General features: G+C 74.8%; 16 protein-coding genes. 6 read left to right on the top strand and 10 right to left on the bottom strand.

Annotated elements, in window-relative coordinates; translation table 11 throughout:
* Window positions 1-41: 41 nt before the first annotated feature.
* Genes AKI01S_RS07485 through AKI01S_RS07465 form a run of 5 tightly spaced genes read right to left on the bottom strand, consistent with a single transcriptional unit; the run spans window position 42 to window position 6,900 of the window.
* Window positions 42-806 carry an FHA domain-containing protein gene (locus AKI01S_RS07485; protein ID WP_067813250.1) on the bottom strand — a complete coding sequence of 255 codons (765 nt, stop codon included), beginning with the start codon at window positions 804-806 and terminating at the stop codon, window positions 42-44.
* Window positions 807-811: 5 nt separating this feature from the next.
* Window positions 812-2,116 (bottom strand): vWA domain-containing protein, encoded by a 1,305-nt coding sequence (locus tag AKI01S_RS07480; protein WP_067813248.1) that lies wholly within the window; start codon window positions 2,114-2,116, stop codon window positions 812-814.
* Window positions 2,113-3,231: a PP2C family protein-serine/threonine phosphatase gene (locus AKI01S_RS07475; RefSeq protein WP_067813246.1), complete on the bottom strand. Its 1,119-nt coding sequence runs from the start codon at window positions 3,229-3,231 to the stop codon at window positions 2,113-2,115. Before AKI01S_RS07475 ends, AKI01S_RS07480 begins: the two co-directional genes overlap by 4 nt.
* Window positions 3,232-3,244: 13 nt before the next feature.
* Window positions 3,245-5,698 (bottom strand): serine/threonine-protein kinase, encoded by a 2,454-nt coding sequence (locus AKI01S_RS07470; protein WP_067813244.1) that lies wholly within the window; start codon window positions 5,696-5,698, stop codon window positions 3,245-3,247.
* The gene (locus tag AKI01S_RS07465) at window positions 5,695-6,900 is read right to left on the bottom strand and encodes a hypothetical protein (RefSeq protein ID WP_067813241.1); all 1,206 of its coding nucleotides are present in this window, start codon (window positions 6,898-6,900) and stop codon (window positions 5,695-5,697) included. The genes AKI01S_RS07470 and AKI01S_RS07465 overlap by 4 nt, the downstream gene beginning before the upstream one ends.
* Before the next feature lie 221 nt (window positions 6,901-7,121).
* On the opposite strand from AKI01S_RS07465, the gene AKI01S_RS07460 reads away from it, so the two are divergent.
* Window positions 7,122-7,637 (top strand): helix-turn-helix transcriptional regulator, encoded by a 516-nt coding sequence (locus AKI01S_RS07460; protein WP_067813238.1) that lies wholly within the window; start codon window positions 7,122-7,124, stop codon window positions 7,635-7,637.
* A 90-nt stretch (window positions 7,638-7,727) separates the two neighbouring features.
* On the opposite strand, the gene AKI01S_RS07455 is transcribed toward AKI01S_RS07460, so the two are convergent.
* Window positions 7,728-8,648: a lysophospholipid acyltransferase family protein gene (locus tag AKI01S_RS07455; RefSeq protein WP_083999093.1), complete on the bottom strand. Its 921-nt coding sequence runs from the start codon at window positions 8,646-8,648 to the stop codon at window positions 7,728-7,730.
* Window positions 8,649-8,740: 92 nt separating this feature from the next.
* Complete coding sequence (locus AKI01S_RS07450; protein WP_067813237.1) at window positions 8,741-9,487, bottom strand: SDR family oxidoreductase; 747 nt, start codon at window positions 9,485-9,487, stop codon at window positions 8,741-8,743.
* Between the two features lie 140 nt (window positions 9,488-9,627).
* Between AKI01S_RS07450 and AKI01S_RS07445 the strand changes: the two genes are divergently transcribed.
* Both AKI01S_RS07445 and AKI01S_RS07440 read left to right on the top strand, forming a co-directional pair.
* The gene (locus tag AKI01S_RS07445) at window positions 9,628-10,827 is read left to right on the top strand and encodes an epoxide hydrolase family protein (RefSeq protein WP_067813235.1); all 1,200 of its coding nucleotides are present in this window, start codon (window positions 9,628-9,630) and stop codon (window positions 10,825-10,827) included.
* A 111-nt stretch (window positions 10,828-10,938) separates the two neighbouring features.
* Window positions 10,939-14,175: a S8 family peptidase gene (locus tag AKI01S_RS07440; RefSeq protein ID WP_067813233.1), complete on the top strand. Its 3,237-nt coding sequence runs from the start codon at window positions 10,939-10,941 to the stop codon at window positions 14,173-14,175.
* A gap of 128 nt (window positions 14,176-14,303) precedes the next feature.
* Here AKI01S_RS07440 and AKI01S_RS07435 read toward each other — a convergent pair whose 3' ends face one another.
* The gene (locus tag AKI01S_RS07435) at window positions 14,304-14,972 is read right to left on the bottom strand and encodes a TetR/AcrR family transcriptional regulator (protein WP_067813231.1); all 669 of its coding nucleotides are present in this window, start codon (window positions 14,970-14,972) and stop codon (window positions 14,304-14,306) included.
* A gap of 26 nt (window positions 14,973-14,998) precedes the next feature.
* On the bottom strand, window positions 14,999-18,220 hold the full coding sequence (locus AKI01S_RS07430) for a carboxyl transferase domain-containing protein (protein WP_067813229.1): 3,222 nt from the start codon (window positions 18,218-18,220) through the stop codon (window positions 14,999-15,001).
* A 131-nt stretch (window positions 18,221-18,351) separates the two neighbouring features.
* Here AKI01S_RS07430 and AKI01S_RS07425 point away from each other — a divergent pair, with 131 nt between their 5' ends.
* From AKI01S_RS07425 to AKI01S_RS07415, 3 genes are read left to right on the top strand one after another with little or no spacing between them, the layout of a single operon-like run.
* Complete coding sequence (locus AKI01S_RS07425) at window positions 18,352-19,089, top strand: DUF6928 family protein (protein ID WP_067813227.1); 738 nt, start codon at window positions 18,352-18,354, stop codon at window positions 19,087-19,089.
* A 27-nt stretch (window positions 19,090-19,116) separates the two neighbouring features.
* A complete protein-coding gene (locus AKI01S_RS07420) occupies window positions 19,117-19,608 on the top strand; it encodes a hypothetical protein (protein ID WP_174567357.1) in 492 nt (163 codons plus the stop codon).
* Entirely contained in the window at window positions 19,580-20,437 is an 858-nt protein-coding gene (locus AKI01S_RS07415; RefSeq protein ID WP_174567356.1) for an alpha/beta fold hydrolase, read from the top strand. Before AKI01S_RS07420 ends, AKI01S_RS07415 begins: the two co-directional genes overlap by 29 nt.
* Here the strand turns inward: AKI01S_RS07415 and AKI01S_RS07410 are convergent, their stop codons facing one another.
* On the bottom strand, window positions 20,438-20,632 hold the full coding sequence (locus AKI01S_RS07410) for a hypothetical protein (protein ID WP_067813223.1): 195 nt from the start codon (window positions 20,630-20,632) through the stop codon (window positions 20,438-20,440). It abuts the gene before it with no gap.

Raw genomic sequence — 20,632 nt, 5'->3', positions numbered from 1 at the left:
GGGCGCCTGGGCCGGGGGGCCGGGCGACGGGGAGACGGCGGTCATGTCGGCTCGCCTCTCGTGAGGGTGATGGTGGTCCAGGCGCCGACGTGGATGCGGTCGCCGTCACCGACGGGGACCTCCACGTTGAGCGCGATGGGCTCGGTGGCGCCGTTGAGGCAGGTGCGGTTGCGGGAGCCGGGGTCGACCAGCGACCAGTGGTCGCCGGGGCGGGCCAGCAGCACGGCGTGGACGTGGCTGACGCCCGGGTCCTCCGGCGGCTCGCGCAGGTCGATCTCGGGGACGACGCTCTTGGACGAGCTGCGCCGCCCGATGCGGACCTGTGAACCGGTGAGCGGGATGCGGCGTTCGGGGCAGTAGGGCGGGAACGTCAGCCCCGTGTCGGGGCCGAGTTCGGCGATGACGCGTTCGAAGTAGTCGCGGTCGGCGTTCACCACCGCGAACCATCCGGTGTCCGGAGCCGTACCACCGGCCGGGGCCGCCGGGAAGGAGGGCGCGACGCTGACGGGGGGAGAGGAGGGGTCGGCGATGGTCGGCGGGTCGCCGTCGGGAGGCCGGACCAGGTCCCGCGTGGGGGGAGGCGGGGAGGACGGGCCGCCGCGCATGAGGGCGAAGTCGTAGCCGCACGCCTCGCAGAACCGGTCGGTCTTCGGGGTGCCGCAGTCCGGGCAGGGCGTGCCGGAGGAGGAGGCCCCGGCCGCCGCGCCACCCGGCGGCGCGGCCGTGCCCTCGATGAGCTCGCCGCAGACGTGGCAGTAGTCGGGGGTGGTGGACTGGTGCCCGGCGGGACAGACGACCGTGCTCAACGGCGTCACCCCTCGTCTCTGCGGGTGCGCACGGTCTTGGTGGAGGAGGTGTCCAGGGACATCTCGTCGGCCTTGTCGACGTTCTTCTTCAGCCGGATGGTGCCGGTGGCGGCGTCCTCGATGTCCACGACCTTGCGCAGCGCGGAGGTGATGGCGTCGTTGCCCGCCTCGTCGGCCAGCTGCACGGCGCGGCCCAGCCGGGCGGTGGCGGTGGCCTCGTCCCCCTGCCGGCGGGCCTCCAGGCCCTGCTGGATGACCTCGGCCAGCTCGGCCTGCCCGGTGTAGTGCGCCACCCGCTTGTTGATCTTGGTGGAGGCGGCCTCGTCGTCGGTCCAGTGCGCCAGGATGTTGCCGGTGGCCAGCACCTGTTCCGGCTGGCCGTTCGCGCCGGGCACCACCAGCTGCACCCAGGCGGCGCGCCGCTCCTTGCCGACCTCGCCCGGCTCGACCTCCACGCACAGGTGGTAGTCGCGGCTCTCGGTGCCCCACGCGCCCAGCGGGTAGTCGCCCGCCTGCGGCGCGGCCTCGGAGCGGCGGCCGGTGAGGTCCTCCACGCTCGGCAGCACCTGCTTGACGAACCGGACCTTGGCGGTCTGCGGCGTCCGCACCCGCAGCGCCACGTCGGCGACGGCCTTGCCCATCGCGGCCTCGGTCATCGCCTGGAAGTCGGCGACCAGGTCGGCGGGGTCGGCGACGATGTCGACGCTGCCCAGCAGCGCGCTGGACACCTTGCGCAGCTCGGCGACCTCCCAGTCGGTGCCGACGCCCCGGCAGTCGCACACGAACCGGCCGGTGCAGCGGGACAGCGCGGCGTCCAGCTCCTGCGGGGTCTCGTGCTGGTTCTTGCCGTCGGTCAGCAGGATCGCGTGCCGGATGCCGTCCTGGTAGGGGTCGAACAGCTGGTCGGCCAGCCGCAGCCACGAGCCGATCGCGGTGCCGCCGTGCGCCCGCAGGGCCCGCAGCGCGGCCCTGGCCTCCTGCCGGGTGCGGTCGTCGGCCGGGACGAGCCGCTGCTCGCGCGGGTAGATCATGGAGGCGGTGTTGGCGCCCGACACCACCGCGAACATCACCCCGTCGCGCAGGGTGTCGACCGCGGTCTGCGCGGCGGCGACGGCCGCGCGCAGCTTGGTGTCGGGGTAGGACATCGACCCCGAGGTGTCGATGATGATCACTTCGGCGGCGCGGGCGGAGGCGGCGGCGACCGGGCCGCCGGTGGACTCGACGGAGACGATCGCGTGCACCTCGCGCCCGCCCTCGGGCAGGTACCTGTTCTGGTCGATCGCGATGCTGAACTGCGGCTGCTCGCTCATGGCTGCTCCGTGCCGGTGAGGGTGACCGGGATGACGGCCACGGTGATGTTGTCGCGGCCGCCCGCGTCCAGCGCGTGGCGGACCAGCGCGCGGGCGGTGCCGAGGGGGTCGCGGGCGGGGTCGCCGACGGCGTCGTCGGTGGTCGCGGCCAGGGCGTCGGCGCGCGGCAGGTAGTTCCACAGGCCGTCGCTGCACACCAGGACCGTGCCGGGCCCGCCGAAGGAGTAGGTGCGCACGTTCGGCCGGATCCGGCCCGCGTCCGCGCCGAGCCAGCCGGTGATGACGTGCGCGTTGGGGTGCGCCTCGGCCTCCTGCTCGGTGAGCGCGCCCTGGGCGACCATGTAGGCCGCCCAGGAGTCGTCCTCGGTGAGCTGGGCGGGCGCGGTGAGCGCGGTGAGGTCGGCGGTGTCGGGGGCGGTGGCGTTCAGGTCGGCGGTGTCGACCTCCACCGGGTCGGCCGGGGGGAGGTCGACGCGGGTGGCGTCGGGGTCGGCGTCGGGGTCGGGCGACGGCAGCCAGTAGACGCGGCTGTCGCCGATCCAGCCGACGGTGACCGACTTCGGCGTGGTCACCGCCGACACGTAGGTGCAGGACGGGGCCTCGTGCTCGGAGGCCGCCAGCGCGGTGACGGCCTCGGCGGCCCGCTGGATCGCCGCCCGCGTCGCCGACTCGGCGTCCTCGCCCGCCGCCAGCCGGGACGCCAGTTCCGCCGCGGCGGTGTCGGCGGCCGCCCGGGACGCCTCGTGCGGGCGCGGGGACGACCCGACGCCGTCGCAGACCACGGCCGCGACGCCGGTCGGGTGCGCCGACAGCGCGAGGGCGTCCTCGTTGCGGCTGTAGCGCTTGCCGCGGTCGCTGGCGCCGACCGCCAGCGGGTGCCCGTTCGCGCCGGGCAGCTCCAGCTCCAGGTGGTCGCGGGCGGCGGGCTGGCGCAGCCCGCACCGCTCGCAGTAGCCCTCGGCGTCGATGCTGGTCGCGCCGCACCCGGTGCAGGTGCGCGCGGGCTCCGGCGGGGTCGCGCCGCCCAGCCTCTGTCCGCACGCCTCGCAGTAGCCCTCTCCGGCGTAGACCACCTCCCCGCACTGGGGGCAGGCCAGTTCGGCCGTCTTCTCCACGCTCGGTCCTCCGTTACAGCAACGTCCGGGGCCGGACCGCGTTGGCGGCGTCGATCAGTTCGCGTCGCTCCCGTCGGTCCTGCGAGTGGCGGGCCAGGGCCCGGTAGGTCTTCTCCAGTTCGCGGCGCAGCGACGGCTCGTCCAGCGGGACGCCGAGGACCTTCCCGCCCTGCCCGGGGCCCTGTCCAGGGCTCTGCCCGGCCGGCCGCCGCGTCCATTCCAGGGCGGCCTCCAGCACCTCGGCGGCGAGCCGGTCGCGCCGCCGCCCCTCCAGGTCCAGGCGGCCCAGCCGGTCGCCGACGCCGGTCAGCTCGGCGGCGGTCAGCTCGGCGGGCGGGCGGCCGCGCACGGTCGTGGTGATCGCCGCGACCTGCGCGGGGACGTACCGGATCGACAGCCGGGGCACCGAGTCCAGCACCGCGACCGCCGCCGCCCGGTCGCCGCGCGCCAGGTGGACGCGGGCCAGGCCGAACGCGGCGTTGATGTAGGTGTCGTCGGTGCGCCACACCGTCTCGTAGAGGCGGGCGGCGTCGGCGGGCGCGTGCGCCTCGCGGCAGTGGGCGAGGGCGAGCCTGGGCGCGGCCTCGCCGGGCAGCAGCGCGTAGATCTGGTCGAACCGGGGCTCGGCCTCGGCCAGGCGGCCCTCGGCCAGCAGCGCGACCGCGCGGTGCCACGCGATCCGCCAGTCGCCGGGCAGCTCGGCCTCGACCTGGTCCAGCAGGGCGTGCGCCACCGGGAACTCGCCGCTCTCGGCCCGGACGCGCGCGGTGGCCAGCAGCACCTCGGGGGTCCGCTCGGGGACGGCCGCGAGGGCGGCGGCCTGCTGGGCCGTCTCCAGCGCCGTCAGCCCGGCCACCAGCTGGGCGGCGGGGTCGGCGGCGTCCACCAGCGGGACCGGCAGGGACGCGGCGGCCACGCGCGGCGGGACCGGCGGCAGCGCCTCGCCGGTGGCGGCGGCGTCGGTGGACACGGCCGCGCCGGGCGCGAACCGCTCCGGGCCGAACAGCGTCGACTGCGCGGGGCGCGGGTGGCCGTCCTCGGCGGCCAGCACCTCGCGCAGCACCCCGGTGAGCTGCTCGGCCATCTCGACGGCGTCCTGGAACCGCGCGTCGGGGTCCCGGTGGGTCGCGCGGCGCAGGAACCGGTCGAACGACTCGAACCGCGCCAGCACCGGCACGTCGGCGCGCGGCGGCAGGTCGTACTCGTAGGTGGTCTGGTAGCCCTTGAACGTGAAGCTCATCACCGCCAGGGCCCGCCCGGCCGTGTAGAGGTCGGAGCTGACCGAGGGGCCGTGGTCGGCGATCTCGGGGGCCTGGTAGCCCTTGGTGCCGTAGATCGCGCCCTCGTCGTCGCCGATCCGCCGCACGCCGCCCAGGTCGATCAGCCGTAGCTGCTCCTCGGACTGGATGACGTTGTCGGGCTTGAAGTCGCAGTAGACCAGGCCGCGGGCGTGCAGGTAGGCGAACGCTTGGAGCACCTCCAGCGCGTAGGCGATGGCCTGCGCCAGCGGCAGCGACCCGCCGCCGTTCTCCTCGCGGTGCCGCAGCAGGATGTCCTTCAGCGACTCGCCGCCGACGTACTCCATGACGATGTAGCCGTCGGAGCCGTGCTGCACGAAGTTGTAGATCTTGACGATGTTGGGGTGCTCGACCTCGGCGAGGAAGGCGCGCTCGGCGGCGGCGGCCTCGATCGCGTCGGGGTCGGTGGTGTTGAGCAGGCCCTTGAGCACCACCCAGCGGTCGGAGACGTTGCGGTCCTTGGCCAGGTAGATCCAGCCGAGGCCGCCGTGCGCCAGGCAGCCCAGCACCTCGTACTGCCCGGCGACCAGGTCGCCGGGTCCCAGCTTGGGCGTGTAGGAGAACGCGGTGCCGCACTTGGGGCAGAAGCCCTCGGTCCGGCCCGGCTTGCCCTCGCGGGTGCGGCCGACGGGTTCCTCGCAGTTGGAGCAGCGGCGGCGCTTCTCGGGGACCCGCGGGTCGCGCATCACCGCCGCGGACGGGTCGCGGTAGGGCACGCGCGGCACCTCGACCAGGCCCGCGCCGAGCATCCCGCGCCGGGCCGAACGCCCCGAGCTGCCGCGGGTGCCGCCGGTGCGCAGGCTGCCGCTGGACAGCCCGGTGCTCGCCGAGACCGAACCGGCGGTCGGGGAGGTGCCGGTGGTGCCGGATCCGGTGGTGCCGGGTCCCGAGGTGCCGGGTCCGGTGGTGCCGGAACCGGTCGTGGCGGGACCGGTGGACGCGGCGGCCGGTGGCTCGCCGCACGTGAGGCAGTAGCCGTCCGCGATCGTGCCGCCGCAGCCGGGCTGGGCGCAGCGGTCCGGCACGGCGGACGGCGCGCCGCCGCCGGGGACGGCGCCGTTGCCGGAGGCGGTTCCGGGGGCCGGAGCCGACGAGGGGGGCATACCGCATTCGACGCAGTAGCCGTCCTGGACGGTTCCGGAGCAGCCCGGCTCGGTGCACTGGGTCATCCGTTCGCCCCTTTCGAGCGTGCGGCGATGGCCTGCTGGTAGCCGGACAGGGCCGTGGTCGCCCTGCGCAGGTCGCACGGCGATGTCCAGAGGAGTTCGCGGATCCGCCGGTAGGCGTCCGACAGCTCGGGGTCCTCGGCGAGCCCGAGCCGGGCGGCCTTCACCCGGTAGGCGTCCAGCCGCCCGCGCAGCTCGTCGCGGCGCTCCAGCAGGCCGGTGATGAGGTCGGCGGCGGTGCGCGCCTGCTCCAGGGCGGTGGCGGCGGCGCGTTCCAGGTCGGCGACGCGGACGGCCAGGTCGCTCCAGTCGCCCCGGCCGGTCGACGCGCGCAGGGCGTCGAGCCGTCCCGCCAGGACGGCCGCGGCGGCGGGCTGCGGCGGCAGCGCCGGTTCGTAGATCTTCACCAGGACCGTCTCGCGGGCCCGCGCCGCCTCCACCTCGGCGGCCGCGGCGCGCTCGATGGTGGCGCGCAGGGCGTCGAGCCGCTGGGTGAGGCCCGAACGCAGCCGGGCCACCTCGGCGATCCGTTCGCGCAGCGCGCTCAGCTCCGCGCCGATCCGGTCGAACGGCGCGGTGTCGGCACGGCCGTCGCGGCCGAGCGACAGCGGGTCGGTGCGCACGGTCGCGGCGAGCGCGTCGAGCTCGTGGCCGAGCCGTTCCAGGCCGGGATCGGACAGGTCCAGCGAGACGGCCAGGTCGGCGGCGGCGTGGCGGTCCCGCAGGGTCTCGTCCAGGCGGGTCAGCAGCGGCGACCACACCGCGTCCACGGCGGCGACGAGCCGCACGGTCTCCTCGTACAGCGGGGTCATCCGGGCGACGACCTGCTGGAGGGTCAGCCTCTCCCCGGCGGGCGGGCCGAGCAGGGTGCGCCGCTCCAGCGGCACCTCCGGGGCGGGCAGCTCCACCGACGGCCCGGCCAGCAGCCAGGTCAGCTCGGCCAGCTGGGCGGGCGCCGGGCGCGGGTGCCGGGCGCGCAGCGTCTCGGCCGCGTCCAGCACCCGCTGGTAGTGGTCGAACAGCTCCCACAGCGCGCTGGTGCGGGAGCGGATCTCCGCCTGGCGGCGGGCGGTCTCCCCGGTGAGGGCGGCCCCGTCGAGCAGCCGGTGACCGGGGTGGTCCGCCAGTTCCAGCAGCGCCGCCCCGATCCGTTCGCGCTCGTCGCGCAGATGATGCAGCGTCCGGTCCGCCTCGTCCCGGGACATCGGCGGACGGCCCGCTCCGGAGTGGTTCAACGGCGGTCCCGCAGACGACCCATGATCGACCCCCGATTCCCCCGATGGAGCTCTTAGGGAGATCAGTGTTCCGTATCGGGAGGGGTCCGCTCAAGGGGTGCGAAGTCCTACGACAAGGGGCATGCGGGGGGTTCGGAAACCCCTGCCGCGGAGCCCTCCAGAATGTCAGTGTTCGAACGTATTATCGAACCATGGCGAACGATGCGACCCACCACGAGACCGCACTCACCGCCGCCGAGATCGCCTCCCTGGCGCTCTCCCTGGCGCACCTGGGCGCCGGACCGCAGGCGGCCACGGCGCGCCGTGCCCTGCGCGGCCTGCTGGACACCGACGCCCACGCCGACGACCTGTACGGCGACCCGCACGACGCGGTGATCGCCATGACCCTGGCCACCCTGACCGACCCGATGGACGCCGCCACCGCCGACCGCGCGCGGGTGATCGCGGCGGCCATCACCGAGCACCGCGTCGTGCGGCTGTGCTACGGCGACGCCGCCGCCAACGTCACCATCCGCGAGGTGGAGCCGGTGACCTGCCTGGTCCACCGCGACCACTGGTACCTGGTGGGCTGGTGCCGGATGCGGCGCGGCGTGCGCGCGTTCCGGTTCGACCGCATCCTGGCGGTCGAGTCCACCGGGATGCCCGCCCGTCCCCGCCGCGCCGAGCGCTACCTGCCGTTCCAGCGTCGCACCGCCACCGCCGCCTGACCGCTCACGCCGCCCGGCCCGGCCGGGCGGCGTGCGGGGAAGGGCGCGGGCCACGGGGCCGTGCGGGGCGGTTCCGTGGCCCGCGTTCCCTCAGCGGCCGATCAGGCCCGGCACGGCGCGGGGCACCACGCCGGGCACCACGCTGGGCACGGTGCGGGGCACCGCGCGGGCGGCGCGCGACAGGTTCCGGCCGATCCGGCCGAGGGGCGTGCGGCAGGGGTCGGCGGCCTGCTCGGCGCGCAGCCCGTCGATGATCTCCTCGACGGCCTTGCGGGCCAGGTCGCGCACCTCGGTGACCGCCAGGTCGTCGTCGTGCGCGCCGCGCCACGGCGTGGTGTCGATGGGCTTGCCGAAGCCGAAGTACAGGCGTTCGGGGCGGGGGACCGGGGTGGGGCCGATGCCGCGCGTGACCGGCACCATCACGTCGTCGCGCGCGCCGCGCTCGCCGAGCAGCAGCCGGCCGAGGGCGCGGCCCGGGGCCAGCAGCGGGCTGTCGGGGTCCAGCACGGTCGTGAACATCTCCTCCGCGCCGACCGTCCCGAACGGCACGATCGGGCAGCCCGCCTCCACCGCCAGCCGGGCGAAGCCGAGCCGTCCCTCCCACTGCAGCCGGTAGAGCTGGTCGCGCCCGCGGGTGGCCTCCCGGGCCCCGCCGGGGAACACCACGACCATCTGGCCCGCGTTCAGCAGCGCCCGGCAGTTGTCGCGGGTGCCGTCCACCGATCCGCCCAGGTCCATGACCGTGCGCCAGCCGGGGATCATCCAGTGCGCGTGGTCGGCCACCGAACGCACCCACACGCCGCGCCGCCGGTGGATCTCGAAGAAGATCAGCGGCGCGTCGACGATCCCGTAGACGGTGTGGTTGCCGACCAGCAGCGCCGGCCCGCTCTCGGGCAGGTTCTCCAGGCCGTGGAAGACCGGGGAGGTCCAGGCGCGCCACGGCTCCAGCGCCAGGTCGGCGGCGCGGATCAGGGGCGCCGGGGGCGGGGTCCAGTCAGCGGGGGAGGCCATGGCGCGCATGCTAGGCGAAACCGACCAAGCGCCTGACACGCGGGTCAGTGCCTACTTACAAACGTGCTGGTGACGGCCCGCTGTGAGGCTCCTCACAGCAGCCCCGCGTACTCGCCCCCGTCCACCGGGATCGCGCTGCCGGTGACGAACCTGGCCTGCTCGGAGCACAGGAACGCCACGAACGCCCCGAAGTCGCCGGGGTCGCCGACGATCCCGGCCGGGATCTCGTTCGCGACCTGCTCCCAGTCGCCGCCGCGCAGCGTGCGCAGCCGCTCGGTGGCGTGGAAGCCGGGCAGCAGCGAGTTGACGGTGACGCCGTCCTTGGCGACCTCCAGCGCGAGGGTCTTCAGGAAGCCGGTCGCCCCGGCGCGGGCGGTGTTGGACAGGATCAGGGTGGGGATCGGCTGCCGCACGGTGATCGAGGTGATCGCCACGACCCGGCCCCAGCCGCGCTCCTGCATGGCGGGCACGGCGGCCTTGCACATCGCCACCGTGGACATCAGGTTCAGGTCGATCGCGGTCTGGTAGGCGTCCAGCGGGGTGGCCGCGAACCCGCCGGGCGGGGGCCCGCCCGCGTTGGTCACCAGGATGTCCACGCCGCCCAGCGCGTCCTGCGCCTCGCGCACGAACGCGGTCGCGCCCTCGGGCGTGGACACGTCGGCGACGACCGGGTGGGCGCCCTCGCCCAGCTTCCGGGCGGCCAGGGTGAGCCGGTCCCGGTCGCGCCCGCAGATCGCCACCCGTACGCCCTCGGCGGCCAGCGTTCGCGCGGCCGCGTAGCCCAGGCCGCTGCTGGCGGCCGCCACGGCGGCCCGTCGGCCGCTGAGTCCAAGATTCACTCTTGAGAGGCTATCGTCCCCGGGCGGACGCGCAGCGTACGGGCCCTGCGGCACGGCCGGTGGCGGTCGGTGGCGATTGGCGGCTTGCCGGATCCGGCCAACACCGCCGTGCGGACGGTGGAGCGTTCTAACGTCGCGGCATGGACATCACCGACATCCGTCCGTTCCGCATCGAGATCCCGCAGGAGGACCTCGACGACCTGCGCGAACGGCTGGCGAGGACCCGCTGGCCCGCCTCCCCGGCCGGGGAGGACTGGGCGCGCGGCGTCCCGCCCGGCTACCTGCGGGAGCTGGCCGAGTACTGGCGCACCGCCTACGACTGGCGGGCGCAGGAGGCCGCGCTCAACGAGATCCCGCAGTTCGCCACCGAGATCGACGGGCAGCGCGTCCACTTCCTGCACGTGCGGTCGCCCGAGCCCGACGCGCTGCCGCTGCTGCTGGTGCACGGCTGGCCGAGCTCGCCGCTGGAGTTCCGGGACGTGATCGGCCCGCTGACCGATCCGCGCGCCCACGGCGGGGAGGCGGCCGACGCGTTCCACGTCGTGATCCCGTCGCTGCCCGGCTACGGCTTCTCCACGCCGCTGGCCGGGGAGGGCTGGGGGAACCTGTTCCGCGTGGCGCAGGCGTTCGCCGGGCTGATGGACCGGCTCGGCTACGGGCGGTACGCCGCGCAGGGCACCGACGCCGGGACGGGCGTGGTCGGCATGCTGCCGATGCTCGCGCCGGGGCGGATCGTCGGCACGCACCTGACCGGGACGACGGCGGGCATGCCGTTCGGGCCGCCGCTGGACCCGGCCGCCTTCACCGGCCGGGACCGCGAGCGCGCCGAGCGCTTCAACGCCTTCCGCGAGGAGGGCTCGGGCTACCTGCACATCCAGGCGACCCGCCCGCAGACCCTCGGCTACCTGCTCAACGACTCCCCGGCCGGGCAGCTCGCCTGGATCACCGAGAAGTTCCACGAGTGGACCGACCCGGCCGCCAAGCTGCCCGACGACGCGGTGGGCCGGGACCGGCTGCTGACCGCCGTCAGCGTGTACTGGTTCAGCGGCGCGGGCGCGTCGTCGGCGCACGCCGTCCACGAGGGCGTGCAGGCGTGGAGGCAGATGGCCGCGCACCAGCCGCAGGGGGAGATGCCCCCCGGGCCGCCGACCGGGGTGGCGGTGTTCGCCGCCGACACCACGATCCGGAGCCTCATGGACCCGGACGGGCGGATCGCGCACTGGTCGGAGTACGACCGGGGCGGGCACTTCCCGGCGATGGAGACCCCGGACCTGCTGGTCAGCGACCTGCGGACGTTCCTGCGCCCGCTGCGCTCGGTATCGCGTCCCAGCGGCACCTGATTTTCCACTGGATCATCGTGTAGCCGATCACCTGGTGCCGGACATCTCGGGGTGATTCAGAAATGAGAACCCCCGGGAGGTCAGGTGTACGTGCGAAGATCACGCCCGTCCATGGCGGCACTGGCGGCGGTGGCGGGATTCGCGGTGTCGGCGGGGGGTGTGGCCTTCGGCACGCCGGTGAGCGCGTCCGCCGTGGCGCCGCCGGGTTCCGCTCGGACGGTCACGCTCATCACCGGTGACAAGGTGAGGATCAGCGGCGGCCGGGTGAGCGTGACCCCGGGCGCGGGCCGGTCCGGCGTCACGTTCCAGGTGTTCACGGTGCGCGGGCACCGCTACGTGATCCCCAAGGACGCGGCGCGCCTGGTGGGCGAAGGGCGCGTGGACCGACGGTTGTTCGACGTGACCCGGCTGGTGGCCTGGCGGTACGACGACGCCCACCGGAACGCGGTGCCCGTCATCGTCGAGAACGCCCGTGGCGTCCGTTCCGCGCAGGTCACCGGACTCGCCGGTCGGCGGTCGTTGCCGTCCCTCGGCCTGGACACCGCTGCGGTGCCCAAGAAGGACGCGGCCTCCGTGTGGCGGACCCTGGCGGGCCGGAAGGGCCGTGGACTCGCCGCTGGAAGCGTCGCCAGGCTCTGGCTCGACGGCAAACGCACGGCACGGCTCGACAAGAGCGTCCCACGGATCGGCGCCCCCGAGGCCTGGCGCCAGGGCCTGACCGGCAAGGGCGTCACGGTCGCGGTCCTCGACAGCGGTTACGACGCCGGCCACCCGGACCTGAAGGGCGTGGTCACCCGGTCGCGCGGCTTCACCGACGCGGGACCGCGGGACGTGGCCGACAAGCTCGGCCACGGCACCCATGTGGCCTCGACCATCGCCGGTTCCGGAGCGGCCTCCGGCGGCAGGCACAAGGGGGTCGCCCCGGACGCCAGGCTCGCGGTCGGCAAGGTGCTCGACGACGAGGGGAACGGAAGCGACAGCGGAATCCTGGCCGGGATGGAGTGGGCCGCGACGGAGGTCCGCGCCAAGGTGATCAATATGAGCCTGGGCGCCCCGGACGAGGACGGCGTCGACCCGGTGGAGAAGGCCGTCAACGACCTGAGCGCCCGGACGGGCACGCTGTTCACGATCGCGAGCGGCAACAACGGGCCCGGCGCGCGGACGCTCGACAGCCCCGGCGCCGCGGACGCCGCGCTCACGGTGGGCGCGGTGGACGGTGACGACCGCGTCGCCGGTTTCTCCGGCCGGGGCCCCCGGCGGGTGGACGGCGCGATCAAGCCCGACGTCACCGCTCCCGGCGTCGACATCACCGCCGCGCGGGCGGGCGGCGGATACGCCACGGCGTCCGGCACGTCGATGGCCACCCCGCACGTGGCGGGTGCGGCAGCCATCCTGGCCCAGCGGCATCCGACCTGGACGGGCGGCCGCCTGAAGGCGGCCCTCATCGGCTCGGCCGCGCCCACCCCCGGCGCCCCGGCCCCGCACCAGGGCTCGGGCCGGATCGACGTGGCCAGGGCGGTCGCCACCGGCGTCGTACCGGAATCCGGCAACGTGTCCACGTACCTGCGCTGGTCGAAGCGACCCGCGCCGGTCACCCGCGAACTGGGCTACTTCAACTCCACCGACCGGCCGGTCACGCTGAAGCTGGAGCTCCGGACCGACCGGCCGACCGGCCGGAACGTCTTCGGGCTGGTCACCACCTCGCTGACGGTGCCCCCGGGCCAGAGCGCCGCGGCCGGCCTGCGGGTCACGGGTGAGGGCGTCCCTCCGGGCGTCTACGGCGGGGTCGTCACCGCCACCGCGCCGGGGGTCTCGGTCCGCACCGTGGTCGGGGCGTTCGCCGAGCCCAAGTCCCACGACCTCGACCTCAGGCTCACCGACGCCGCCGGGCGGCCCGCCTCGAACCCGTTCTGGATCGTGCCCGCGGACATGTCGACCGAGCCGGAGGCCGTGCTGGTCCGCGACGGCGCCGTCCGGGTCAGGCTGCCGGACGGGGAGTACCGGCTGATGGGCTCCGTGCCGGCCGATGCCGAGGGCGGCGGATGCGGCGCGATGATGGCGTTCCACCCGGTCCGGCTCGACCGTGACACCACGGTGCACCTGGACGCGCGCCGGGCGACGCGGATGTCGGCGACGATCGACGACCCCGCCGCCAAACTCAGCGAGTACCGCGATTTCGCTCTCGCCTACCAGCGCGACGGCAAATCCACGGGATACACCGTGCTGACCGACTGCCCACCGGACAAGAACGGACTGTTCCCGGTGAAGGACCCCGGCCTCACCTACTACCACCACCTCTTCTGGATGAAGCAGGGCGCCGCGGGCACGCCGCCGACCCGGTTCGACGCGTATGACCTGCGCCACGGGGGGCTGCCCGCCGATCCCGCCTACGCCGCGCGGACCGCCGACATGGCCAAGGTGACCCAGACCGTCAAGGGGCAGGGACGCCCGACCACCGGATACTTCTCGCTGATGGCCGACATGCCCGGCATCAGCCCCGCGTTGATACCCGTCTGGCCGGTGAGCGCACCGTCCACCCAGACTCTGTACGTGACGTCCGACCCGCGCTTCCGGTGGTGGGCCTCCTTCTACTACGGCGAGGGGGAACCCGGATACATCACCGGCGATGCCCGGACATGGGTCAAGGGCCGCGCGAACACCGGCACCTGGAACACGGCCGTGATCGGCCCGTCGGTGGCCGGGGTGGTCAACCAGGTCCGGACGCCGTTCGGTTCCCGGGACGGCGACGAGATCGCCGTCCTGGGCGGAGCGCTCTACGGCGACAGCACCCCCGGCCGTGGAGGGTGGGACGACCGCGCCACCGGAACGATCAAGTTGCTGCGCGGCGGCAAGGCGCTGAAGACCGTGCCGCTGAGGGAGGGCGAGCTGAGGGCGAGCGTGCCCGCCGGGCCGGGCGACTACACGGTGACCGCGTCGGGCACCCGCAAGGACTCCGACAGCCCACTGTCCACCCGTGTCGACGTCAAGTGGCGGTTCGCCTCCTCCACCACCCGCAAGCCGACGCCGCTGCCCCTGCGTTCGATCCGGTTCGCGCCCAAGGGCCTGGACGGCCTGAACCGCGCCCGGGGCGGGTCGGCCACCACGCTGCCGATCTCGGTGGACGCCGTGGCCGGGACCGGGCCGGTCGCCGTCAAGAGCCTGAAGGTGTGGGCGTCCACCGACGACGGCCGCACCTGGAAGCCACTGGCACTCACGGTGAAGGGCCGTGGCTGGGTGGCCCGGGTGACCAACCCCGCTCAGGGGTTCGTCTCACTGAAGGCCGCGATGACCGACAAGGCGGGTAACGCCGTCGACCAGACGGTCATCCGGGCGTACGCCATCTCCTAGGCCACGGCCGGGGAACATCCGCCGATCTCGCACTCAGCGCGCTCCGAAAAGGCGCATGAGTGCGAGGTCGGCGGTCTTGTGCCGTGTCCCGCGGCACGGCCACCGTCCGACATCGAAGGATGGCCGCCTCACGTCCGGGCCGTCGCCGACCCGTGATCTCCAGGTGCGGCCGGAGCGTTGGGCGGGACGCCGAGCAGCCGCAGGTACATGGCGGTGACCTGGTCGACCACCTCGTCGTGCCGGGCGGGATCGGCGGTCACGATCCGCGCGAACTGCTCCAGCACCCCGGCCATGGCCTCGGCGATGGCCCGGCCCGGCGCGGCGGGGTCGGCCAGGCCCCGCGCGGTGACGCGTTCGATGTAGCGGGCGGCGCGGCGGATCGGGCGCTCCCGGATCTCCCGCCAGATCTCCTGGATCTCGGGGTCGGCCAGCGCCTGGTGCTCGATCACCGTCATCAGCTCCAGGTGCGCGGCGTAGGCGGCTAGCAGCGCCGTGATCGACTCGTGGGCGAGCGCGTGGGGGTCGTCGGCGTCCACGCCGGGCACCTCGTGCGCGGCCAGGAACGCGTCCCGCACCCGCCCGGCGACCGCCCGGAACACGTCGGCCTTGGAGGCGAAGTAGACGTAGCAGGTGGCGCGGGAGACCCGCGCCTCCTCGGTGATGTCGGCGATGGTGGTGCGGGCGTAGCCGAGGCGGGCGAAGACCCGCGCCGCGCTGTCCAGCAGCAGCGTGCGCGTCTCGCTGTCGCGCCCCGCGCGGACGGTGCGGGCCGCCCAGGGGGTCTTCGCCGGTGCCATCGGACCAGGGTAGACGCTCGGCCGGCTCAGGGCCGGGCGCCGAACGCGGGCCGCCCGGTCAGCTCGGGGAGCAGCCGGTAGGCGTCGCGGACCCAGTCGCACAGCAGGGGGCGGCTGTCGCGCGGGTCGATGAGGTCCTGCACGCCGAACCGCTCGGCGGTGCGGAACGGGGACGCCACCGCGGCCAGCCGCCCGCGGATGAGGGCGATGTCGCGTTCGGGGTCGTCGCTGCCCTGGAGCTGGGCGCGGAACGCGGCCTCCACCCCGCCCCGCATCGGCAGCGAGCCCCAGTCGCCCGACGGCCACGCCCAGCTCCGGACGGGGCGGTGCCGGTTGACGATCCCGGCCCCGCCGACGCCGTACACGCGCCGCAGGATCAGCTCGGCCTGGGGGACGCGGGCCTGGTAGACGGCGGCGATCGCGCGGGCCCCGTGGCGGATGGTGGCGCGGCGCTCGGCCGCCGACCCGATCGTCATCCCGGCCTGGTCGGTGAGGCTGACGATCGGCAGGTGGAACGTCTCGCACAGGTCCACCAGCCGGGTGACGGCCTGCGCGCCCTCGGCGGACATGGTCGCGCCGCGGAACGGGTCGGCGGCGACGACCCCGACGGGGTGGCCGTCGAGGCGGGCGAGGGCGGTGACCGTCCCGCCGCCGTACTCGGCGTACCGGAACACCGAGCCCGCGTCGAAGACCGCGTCGAGGATCGGGTCGACGCGGTAGGGGGCGCGGGGGTCGCGGGGGATCGCGGACAGCAGGTCGTCGGCGCGGCGGTCGGGGGAGTCGGCGCAGGCCGCCACGGGCGGGGTCGCGAAGACGCTGGCGGGCAGGTAGGACAGGAAGGCGCGGATCACCTCGAACGCCTCCGGCTCGGTGCGGACGAAGCGTTCGACGGTGCCGTTGCCCCGGTGGACGGCGGCCCCGCCGAGCTCCTCCTTGGTGAGGTTTTCGCCGGTCCCGCCGCGCACGACCGGGGGACCGGCGGTGAACAGCTGGCCGACGCCCTCGACCATGACCGCCAGGTGCGACATCACCAGGCGGGCCGCGCCGAGGCCGACGGTGGGCCCGAGGCAGGCGGCGACGACCGGGACCAGGGACAGGTTGTCCACGACGGCGTCCCAGGCGGGGTTGACGGGGACGTAGGAGTAGCCCGCATCCATCGCCATCTTGACGCTGCCGCCGCCGCTCGCGCCGTCCAGCAGCCGCACCATCGGCAGCCGCATCTCGCGCGCGTACTGCTCGGTGAAGACCTGCTTGGCGTGGATGGCGGCGTCGCCGGAGCCGCCCCGGACGGTGAAGTCGTCGGCGCCGAGGACCACCTTGCGGCCGTCGATCCGGGCGGTTCCGGCGACGAAGTTGGCGGGCAGGACGCCGGTGAGGTTCCCCTCGTCGTCGTAGTCGGCGAAGCCGGTGAGCGCGCCGATCTCCTGGAAGGTGCCGGGGTCGGCGAGGGCGGCGACGCGTTCGCGGACGGTGAGGCGGCCGGTGGCGTGCTGGCGTTCGACCTTGGCGGGGCCGCCCATGCGGTGGGCCAGTTCGCGGCGGCGTTCGATCTCGGCGACCTCGGCGGACCAGTCGCCGCCCGGGGCCCGCTCGGCGGCGGCCCGGCCGGGGACGTCGGCGGGTTCGAGGAACAGCAGCGCCGCGCCCTCGTCGACGAGGTCGCCCTTGGCGGCGTTGAGGAGGCGGACGACGCCCCCGGCGTCGGCGCGCACGACGTGCTCCATCTTCATGGACTCCAGGGCCATGAGGGGAGCGCCCCGGTGGACGCGGTCGCCCTCGGCCACCTCGACGCCCACCACGACGCCCTGTATGGGGGCGGGGACGGGCACCGTTCCCTCGGGGGCGGGGGTCCGCGTCGCGGTCTCCTCCCGGAGGGGTTCGGGGGCGGTGAGAAGGGGGCGGTGCCCGGCGGCCAGGAGCTCGTCGAGGTGGTCGGGGACGAAGGCGGTGTCGGCGCCGGGCAGGCCGGGGTGGCGCAGGACGGCGCGCAGCAGGCCGATGTTGGTGGGGACGCCCTCGACCTGGAACTCGGCGAGGGCCCGCTCGGCGCGGGCGCGGGCGGCGTCCTGGTCGGGACCCCAGGCGATCACCTTGGCGAGCAGGGAGTCGTAGCGCAGGCTCGTGCGGTAGCCGGTGTAGCCGTAGGTGTCGACGCGCACGCCGGGGCCCGACGGCGGGGTGAAGGCGGTGAGGGTCCCGGCGCGGGCGCGGGGCGTCCCGTCGGGGTCGACGGTCTCGGCGTTGACGCGGGCCTGGATGGCGACGCCCCGGACCCGCGGGGTGCGCGCGAGCCCGACGTCGGCCAGCGTCGCGCCGTAGGCCAGGCGGATCTGCGTCTGGACGAGGTCGACGCCGGTGACCTCCTCGGTGACGGTGTGCTCGACCTGGAGCCGGGGGTTGGCCTCGATGAACCAGAACTCGTCCCCGCGCACCAGGAACTCGACCGTGCCGAGCCCCTCGTAGCGGACGCGCCCGGCCAGCGCCGTGGCGGCGTCGAGGACGCGTCGGCGCAGGTCGCCGGGGAGGCCGTGGGCGGGGGCGATCTCGACGAGCTTCTGGTGGCGGCGCTGGACGCTGCAGTCGCGCTCCCACAGGTGGACGACGCCGGTGCCGTCGCCGACGACCTGCACCTCGATGTGGCGGGCGCGTTCGACGAGGCGCTCCACGTACAGGTCGCCGTCGCCGAACGCCTGGAGCGCCTCGGAACGGCAGCGCTCGTAGGCCTCGTCCAGTTCGCCGACGTCGCGGACGGCGCGCATGCCGCGTCCGCCGCCGCCGGACAGGGCCTTCACCATGACGGGCCCGTGCTCGCCGACGAAGGCCCGCGCCTGTTCGAGCGTGGTCGGCCCGGTCGTCCCCGGCACCACCGGGATCCCGGCCTCGCGCGCGACGTCCCTGGCCCGCGCCTTGTCGCCGAACAGCTCCAGCACCTCGGGCCGGGGCCCGACGAAGACGAGCCCGGCCTCGGCGCAGCGGCGCGCGAACCCGGCGTTCTCGCTCAGGAACCCGTAGCCGGGATGGACGGCGTCGCACCCCTCGGCGAGCGCGGCCTCGACGATCGCCGCGCCGTCCAGGTAGGCGGCGACGCCCTCGCCGGGCAGCGCGCGGGCGGACTCGGCCCGCCTGACGTGCGCCGACGCGGCGTCGTCCCGCGCGAACACCGCCGTGCTCGGCAGTCCCAGCGCGTCGGCCGCGCGCATCACCCGCACGGCGATCTCACCTCGGTTGGCCACCAGGATCCCGGTCATCGGCTCCCACCTGCGCGTTGACATTGACGTCAACGACATCTTGGGGGCGGGCGGTGATCTCCGCAAGGGTGTCGGTGGCGGTGGACAGCGTGCGGCCCGTTCGTTCGCGGAGTGAGGCGAGGGAGTTGCGCATGGGCGCGAAGACGGGGCTGCTGGCGTTCTCCGACGGGGATGTCCGGCCGAGGCTGAGGCGCGCGGCGCGCCCGGACCCGGCCGAGGTGGAGGCGCTGGTGCGGCGGGTCCATCCGGACCACGCGGTGGAGCCCGGGGACGAGGGAGCGTTGGCGTACTCGACCTATCCGCCCGACGACGTCACCTACGCCACCGTGCTGCCGGGGGCGGAGGTGCTGTGCAGCCAGCGGTTCATGCTCGACTACCCGTCGGAGCTGCCCGAGCACCTGCTGAAGCTCGGCGAGGGACGGCGGATCATCACGCACTCGATGCACTCGGTGGTGGACTGGCTCGCGTTCTCCGTCTGGGAGGACGGCGAGCTGGTGCGGTCGCTGAGCCTGTCCCCGGACGACGGGGTCATGGAGGACATCGGGGAGCCGCTGCCGTTCGAGCGGCCGTACTGGGTGGGCGAGCACGCCGAGGAGGACTATCCGCTGCCGTTCCACCCGCTCGACATGGGCGAGGACGCGTTGCGGGGGCTGTTCGGCTTCATCCTCGAAGGCGTCCACGCGGCCGACGACGTCGACGCCTCCCATGTGCCGATGCGCGGCTTCCGGGTGTTCGACCCCACGGGTGAGGGGCAGGCCGCCCGTGAGGCCATGCGCGAGGAGGCGCTCCGGACCATGGGGCCGCCGCGGGTCCTCACCCTGGGCCCGGACGGAACGTGGCAGGAGGGCGATCGAGTACTTGACGAATAGCAGCAAGTACTTGCTATTGTTCGTCAAGTGGGCACTGCGGAACATGTGGAGCTGGCGCGCGAGCTGACGCGCCTGGTCGAGACGCGGATCGTCGATCCGCTGGAGATCCTGCTGGATCCCGGCGACGACGTGGGCGACGTACGGGAACGGCTGCGGGTGCAGGCCGAGGTGTGGGCCGCGCAACTGCTGGGCCCGGACGACCGCACGGCCGTCATGACCTCCGCGCGGCTGATCGCCGCGCTGTTCCCCGGCGACGGGCCGTTCGATCCGCCCGACGCGTGGTGGCGCACCGCCTTCGGCCGCGCCGTGGCGCGGCGGACGGGCCACCCGGGGGCGGAGGCGGTGGGCTTCGCCACCGCGGCGGCGATGCTCGGCATCACCCGCCAGGGCGTCCACGACCTGGTCAAGCGCGCGAAACTCGATCGTCACCCCGACGGCGGGGTGACGACCGCGTCGATCCGCGCCCGGCTCAACCTCCCCAAGGAGCAACGTGTCGCAGCACGACGTGACCCTCACTGACCACACGATCCCCCTCGCCGTGCGCGACCACGGCGGCGACGGCCCGCCCGTCCTGCTGCTGCACGGCCTGGGCGGCACGCTGGACGCCTGGCGGGAGGTGGCCCCGCCGCTGACGGCCGCGCACCGCGTGGTCGCCATGGACCTGCGCGGGCACGGCCTGTCGGGCGACGCCCCCTGGGAGTGGGACGCGGCCCTGGACGACATCGAGGCGGTCGTGGACCGCCTGGGCCTCGGCGCACCGGCGGTCGTCGGCCAGTCGCTCGGCGGGATGCTGGCCCTGCTGTGGGCCGCGCGCCATCCGGAGTGCCCGGCCGTCGTCAACCTCGACGGCCTGCGCTCGGCCGAGAACGAGCCCGGCAACTACCCCGGCCTGGACCCGGCCCTGGTGGAACGCGAGCTGGCGCGGCTGAAGGCGGCGTTCGACGCGCAGCAGGCGGCGATGACCCGGCCGGTGCCGGCCGAGCAGGTCGCCACGTTGCCGCCGCGCGCCGTGACCACGCTCGACGGTGACAGCTACCGGCGGCCGGGACCGGAGCTGCTGGCCGCCGTGCGGTACTCGCCCCACTTCCGCGACGCCGTCCCGGCGTTGCCGAAGGTCCGGTGCCCCGCCCTGATCGTCCTGGCCACCCAGGACCCGCCGGGCATGCCCGGCGGCGAGCTCATGGAGGCCCTGCGCCGAGGGGTGCGCCGCGACCTCGCGCCCGTCACCGAGGCGCACCCCCACATCAGGGTGGTGGAACTGGACGCCGGTCACGACATGGTGCGGGAGAAGCCCGACGACGTGACCCGGCTCATCACCGACTTCCTCGCACACGCGCGCGAATCCTGATCAGCGGAACGCCTGCATGCGCGCTTCCAGCTCGATGCCGGAGGGGGCGCGCAGCGTCGTTCGGCGGCCGTTCAGGGTGAGCAACGCCCACCACTCCGTGCCGTCGTACACGATGCCCCAGTGCGGCCAGGCGGCACGCAGCCGTTCCAGCCACGGGGCCGCCTCCGTGGGGGTGGGGCTTCGGGGGGGACGCAT

It is taken from the genome of Actinomadura kijaniata NBRC 14229, assembly GCF_001552175.1.
Lineage (GTDB): Bacteria > Actinomycetota > Actinomycetes > Streptosporangiales > Streptosporangiaceae > Spirillospora > Spirillospora kijaniata.
The sequence above is the reverse complement of the archived record's forward strand: the minus strand, read 5'-3'. Positions and strand labels throughout refer to the sequence as shown.

Excerpts from the sequence above, each read along its gene's own strand:
- AKI01S_RS07430 (WP_067813229.1), bottom strand. The coding sequence starts at position 18,220 with ATGACCGGGATCCTGGTGGCCAACCGAGGTGAGATCGCCGTGCGGGTG.
- AKI01S_RS07460 (WP_067813238.1), top strand. The coding sequence starts at position 7,122 with ATGGCGAACGATGCGACCCACCACGAGACCGCACTCACCGCCGCCGAG.
- AKI01S_RS07455 (WP_083999093.1), bottom strand. The coding sequence starts at position 8,648 with ATGGCCTCCCCCGCTGACTGGACCCCGCCCCCGGCGCCCCTGATCCGC.
- AKI01S_RS07410 (WP_067813223.1), bottom strand. The coding sequence starts at position 20,632 with ATGCGTCCCCCCCGAAGCCCCACCCCCACGGAGGCGGCCCCGTGGCTG.
- AKI01S_RS07480 (WP_067813248.1), bottom strand. The coding sequence starts at position 2,116 with ATGAGCGAGCAGCCGCAGTTCAGCATCGCGATCGACCAGAACAGGTAC.
- AKI01S_RS07425 (WP_067813227.1), top strand. The coding sequence starts at position 18,352 with ATGGGCGCGAAGACGGGGCTGCTGGCGTTCTCCGACGGGGATGTCCGG.
- AKI01S_RS07470 (WP_067813244.1), bottom strand. The coding sequence starts at position 5,698 with ATGACCCAGTGCACCGAGCCGGGCTGCTCCGGAACCGTCCAGGACGGC.
- AKI01S_RS07435 (WP_067813231.1), bottom strand. The coding sequence starts at position 14,972 with ATGGCACCGGCGAAGACCCCCTGGGCGGCCCGCACCGTCCGCGCGGGG.
- AKI01S_RS07445 (WP_067813235.1), top strand. The coding sequence starts at position 9,628 with ATGGACATCACCGACATCCGTCCGTTCCGCATCGAGATCCCGCAGGAG.
- AKI01S_RS07465 (WP_067813241.1), bottom strand. The coding sequence starts at position 6,900 with ATGTCCCGGGACGAGGCGGACCGGACGCTGCATCATCTGCGCGACGAG.
- AKI01S_RS07440 (WP_067813233.1), top strand. The coding sequence starts at position 10,939 with ATGGCGGCACTGGCGGCGGTGGCGGGATTCGCGGTGTCGGCGGGGGGT.